Source organism: Herbaspirillum sp. B65 (assembly GCF_000333555.1).
Classification (GTDB): Bacteria; Pseudomonadota; Gammaproteobacteria; order Burkholderiales; family Burkholderiaceae_D; genus Herbaspirillum; species Herbaspirillum rubrisubalbicans.
Genome location: NZ_BADI01000068.1, coordinates 1 through 3,381, shown reverse-complemented (window position 1 = coordinate 3,381; position 3,381 = coordinate 1). Strand labels below are relative to the sequence as shown.

8 protein-coding genes are annotated in these 3,381 nt (G+C 62.4%); all 8 read right to left on the bottom strand.

All coding sequences use genetic code 11. The annotated features are described in order from the left end of the window. Positions 1 to 165 (bottom strand): phage virion morphogenesis protein (locus I5W_RS29290; RefSeq protein WP_199901689.1); only part of this gene is annotated, 165 nt, incomplete at its 3' end. Continuing rightward, positions 162 to 647, bottom strand: coding sequence for a phage tail protein (locus I5W_RS01740; protein ID WP_044527956.1), 486 nt, complete (start codon positions 645 to 647; stop codon positions 162 to 164). The genes I5W_RS29290 and I5W_RS01740, both read right to left, overlap by 4 nt. Further along, positions 601 to 1,170 (bottom strand): lysis system i-spanin subunit Rz, encoded by a 570-nt coding sequence (locus tag I5W_RS01735; protein ID WP_044527955.1) that lies wholly within the window; start codon positions 1,168 to 1,170, stop codon positions 601 to 603. The genes I5W_RS01740 and I5W_RS01735 overlap by 47 nt, the downstream gene beginning before the upstream one ends. Then, entirely contained in the window at positions 1,167 to 1,697 is a 531-nt protein-coding gene (locus I5W_RS01730; protein WP_044527954.1) for a glycoside hydrolase family 24 protein, read from the bottom strand. Before I5W_RS01730 ends, I5W_RS01735 begins: the two co-directional genes overlap by 4 nt. After that, on the bottom strand, positions 1,694 to 2,068 hold the full coding sequence (locus I5W_RS01725; protein ID WP_044527953.1) for a hypothetical protein: 375 nt from the start codon (positions 2,066 to 2,068) through the stop codon (positions 1,694 to 1,696). Before I5W_RS01725 ends, I5W_RS01730 begins: the two co-directional genes overlap by 4 nt. A gap of 40 nt (positions 2,069 to 2,108) precedes the next feature. Next, the gene (locus I5W_RS01720) at positions 2,109 to 2,318 is read right to left on the bottom strand and encodes a tail protein X (protein WP_017452849.1); all 210 of its coding nucleotides are present in this window, start codon (positions 2,316 to 2,318) and stop codon (positions 2,109 to 2,111) included. Next, positions 2,318 to 2,809 (bottom strand): head completion/stabilization protein, encoded by a 492-nt coding sequence (locus tag I5W_RS01715; protein WP_044527952.1) that lies wholly within the window; start codon positions 2,807 to 2,809, stop codon positions 2,318 to 2,320. Before I5W_RS01715 ends, I5W_RS01720 begins: the two co-directional genes overlap by 1 nt. Before the next feature lie 88 nt (positions 2,810 to 2,897). Continuing rightward, on the bottom strand, positions 2,898 to 3,344 hold the full coding sequence (gene gpM, locus I5W_RS01710) for a phage terminase small subunit (protein WP_441294711.1): 447 nt from the start codon (positions 3,342 to 3,344) through the stop codon (positions 2,898 to 2,900). Between the last annotated feature and the right edge of the window lie 37 nt (positions 3,345 to 3,381).

Genomic DNA, 3,381 nt, shown 5'->3' with positions numbered 1-3,381 from the left:
AGGATAGGGCGTGCCGTCCGGCGCTATCTGCTGCGCGATCATCCTGGCGTGCTCGCGCCGTAGATCGTTGGCCACCTGGCGCACGAGCTGGCGCCGTTGCGCTGGCTGTACTTTCGCGATGAGGGCGCGGGCCCATTCTCCCAGTCGTTGCAGGTCATCACTCATGGCAGCTTCGGCACGTCCCATTCGGCCAGCAGGCTATCGCCCCGGTAGAGCTGCCAGAAGTCGTCGGCGAAGGGCGGGGTGAGCTGCGGTTCGGCTGCATGGCTAATTTGCAGCCGGCCACCATCCTGACGTTTTACGATGGTGCGCTCGGTGAGCGTGAGCTTGATCGACAGATCGAGAGATTGGGCGCTGTTCATGTCCACCTCGAAACGCACGGCCTTCTTCGCGTTCTCAGGATTGGCGAAGGCTTCTCGCTGGTGAACCCGCATCCATGCCAAGAGGGGAATAAATACCACATCAAGATCGAGACCCAAATCGGTCAAGATCAGATTCAGCACGTATTCATACTCGAAGGACAGGCCAGCCGTCCCGGTGGCGCGGGTGCCGCCCTCATCGATGAAGATGTGCAGCTTGTCCGGGTTCTGCGCCAGTTCCTTAATGGCCTTGCGCAGGTAGTCCCGCAGATTGTTGGGCTTGTACATTCAGTTTTTCTCGCAAGGCATTATAGGCATTGATCAGGGCATTGGCTTGTCGGATGGCGTCATCGCCTTGGCTGGCGATGTCGTCAAGAAACTCTGCTGCCGCTGGCGTAAGTTCGGCTCGCGCTTCCTGGCCAGCTCCCCCGGTAGTGGCGGAACCTGGGCAACTGGCCCCGGCTGGCATTGCAGCGGTGACGGGGACTGACAGCCGGATAGCGCCACTGCGCACGCCAGCAATGTAAGTGTCTTTTTCATGGCGGGCGGCATCCCTTTCGTTCGTGAGCTTGTCGGTAATGGCCTGGATAGCATCGCGTGCGTTGCGCTCGGCCTGTAGAACCTTCTGCGTGCGTTCAGCCCTAGCGTCCGCCACCGCCTGATTGGCCACGGCAATCCCGGCCTTCAGGTGGTCAATGTCGGCATCCTTTCGCCATCCCTGGATTGCCCAGGCAGATGCAAAGGCCGCCGCCAGTAAGCCGACGCCGAGCCCGGCACACAACCGGGTGCGCCAGGCATCGGTCAGCGTCATGCCAACACCCCGCCCGCATCCAGAAACGCCAAATGCAGTTCCTCGCTGGTTTTCAGCGTCGGCAGCACGATGGCGTCGCCGCCTTCACGGAGGAAGGCTTGTTCCAGATCCGCATAACGATGTTCAAACTGGCCGTAGCCCGCACCCGGCAACGACGCCCAGATGTTCTTGCACTTGGCGATTGCATCACTCAGCCGGCCAGCATCGATATCGGGCAGCGCCCGGCACTCCTTGATCTGCTGCAGGGCGATGGCATCCTGCACGTCCGGCGCAAAACCCTTCAGTTTCAGCAGTGGTGCGTAATGGTCGTAGTAACGCATCAGCAACTGATAGCCACCGGCTGCGGTGGACCATACCTTGTAGCGCGGCAGGTAGACCCGCACGCGAGGATGGTCGGCATAGCTGGTAAAGCGGGTGCGGCCGACAATCTGGTCATAGCCGCGGTCGCGCGTAGTCGGGGAGTTCGAGGTGCCCTCAGAAAAGCGGATCATGCCCAGGAAGGCGCGGCGATTGTCGAGTGGATTCACAGCGTTTCCTTCACATCACGCGCCAGCTCGGCAATGTCCTTGCCCTGGCGCCGTTGGAACCACAGCGCCACGGCCCGCGTAATCCACCAGGCCGGCGCACCCACCATCAGATCGACCGGCTTCGGTCCTAGCACGGTGGCCACGGTGGATGCATGTTGCACCAGAAGCGAAAACGCCAGGTCGCCGAACATGATCGAGAACGCGCCCGCGCAGGCCAGGCGCACCACAAATTCCTTCTCATTGAAGGAGCCATCGGCATTGCGCGGCGGCAGGACGATGTACAGCAGCGCAGCACCTGCCATGCCCAGCACCGCCTTGATGCCGTAGATTTTCAGGACGGCAGCGATGCCGCCCGCGGATTCTGCTGCCATAACTTGGTTTCCCCTTGTCAGTGATTTCGTATTCATGTGTTCAGTCCCACAGGCTGATGCTGTCTTGCGTGGTGGCCGATGCTTCCAGCGCGGCCGGCAGCGTGACGATGGTCCCGGCCGGCAACACGGCGCCGAGTGCGGCGAGTGCCGGATTTAAGGCCAGCGCCTGTTCCACGTAGCCGCTGCTGGCGCCCAGGTAGCGAAACACCAGTGCATCAAGCGTGTCGCCTTGCTGGCTGCGTACCTGCATCAGATCAGCTCCACGGTGGCGTGCGTGCGGCCGAGAATGTCATTGATGGCCCAATGGCCATTACGGCGCTGCACGTCCGGCGCGGTATCCATCCATTCCATGTTCTTCTTGTCGGTCAGGGCGCTCGCCGTGGTGTCGTAGTCCCGATAGCTTTCGAAGATGTCGGCCTTGGCGAAGCTGTAGACGGCGCGCCGGTAGTGCGCGACGTACTGGCTTTCACCGTCCACCTTGAGCGCGGGTACCTGATCCAGCGTCTGGATGCCCCCGGCCAGGTGGCCTGCTTGCCACTCTCGCAGCAGCCGATTAGTGGTCAGGATTGCGTCCACCAGGGCCGGGCGCAGGCGGGCATCCGTGACCGTTGAATCCAGCCGCATAGCGTTGCGCATGGCAGACATGCTGATGTCAGGGAAAAAGCCGTCATTGGTGATGTCTTTCACATCGGCCGGCGTGGTCGGCCCCGGTATCACCGGTACGTCATCAAGGTAGTTCATGGTCTTGGAGAGAGTGGGGGCGGTGGCCGGAACATCCGACGAACTGTGCCGCTTCCGTTCCGGGCCGCCCTGCGCCGTGGGGTGCTCTTTACTTGGCCGGCTCGGCGAACTTTTTCAGGCGCCGTTCCAGCCGCTCGATTTCCTTCTTGACGCCGGCCGCCTGATGCAGCTCGCTCGCACGGGTGAGGTGCTGGAGTGCGGCCGTGGCCTGATCGGCAGAGGCCGCCGTGATGTTCTCGGCGTCCACCTGATTGACCAGCTCCAGCAGGGCCAGGCCCAGCGCCTTATGCACTTTGGCGCGCGCCTGGTCTGGCGTGTCGGCATTGCCGGTCATGGCCAGCACCTGCTGCAGGATGTTGGCTGCGCGTGCGGGGTCGTCCTTCAACTTGCCGCCCAGGCTGGCGCCGGCAAAGTCATCCTGCAGCAGCGTGGGCAAGGTGCGGTTATAGCGATCCGGCAGAGTGAACCGGTGCTCCAGGGCATAGGCCGAGAGCTGNCAGGCCCGTTCATAGTCGCCGACATCGATGTGCCACACCAGCAACGTCACCAGCACTTCGTCATGGGCGCCACGG

Coding starts and splice junctions, on each gene's coding strand:
- I5W_RS01725 (WP_044527953.1), bottom strand. CDS start 2,068: ATGGCAGCAGAATCCGCGGGCGGCATCGCTGCCGTCCTGAAAATCTAC.
- I5W_RS01735 (WP_044527955.1), bottom strand. CDS start 1,170: ATGACGCTGACCGATGCCTGGCGCACCCGGTTGTGTGCCGGGCTCGGC.
- I5W_RS01740 (WP_044527956.1), bottom strand. CDS start 647: ATGTACAAGCCCAACAATCTGCGGGACTACCTGCGCAAGGCCATTAAG.
- I5W_RS01715 (WP_044527952.1), bottom strand. CDS start 2,809: ATGAACTACCTTGATGACGTACCGGTGATACCGGGGCCGACCACGCCG.
- I5W_RS01720 (WP_017452849.1), bottom strand. CDS start 2,318: ATGCAGGTACGCAGCCAGCAAGGCGACACGCTTGATGCACTGGTGTTT.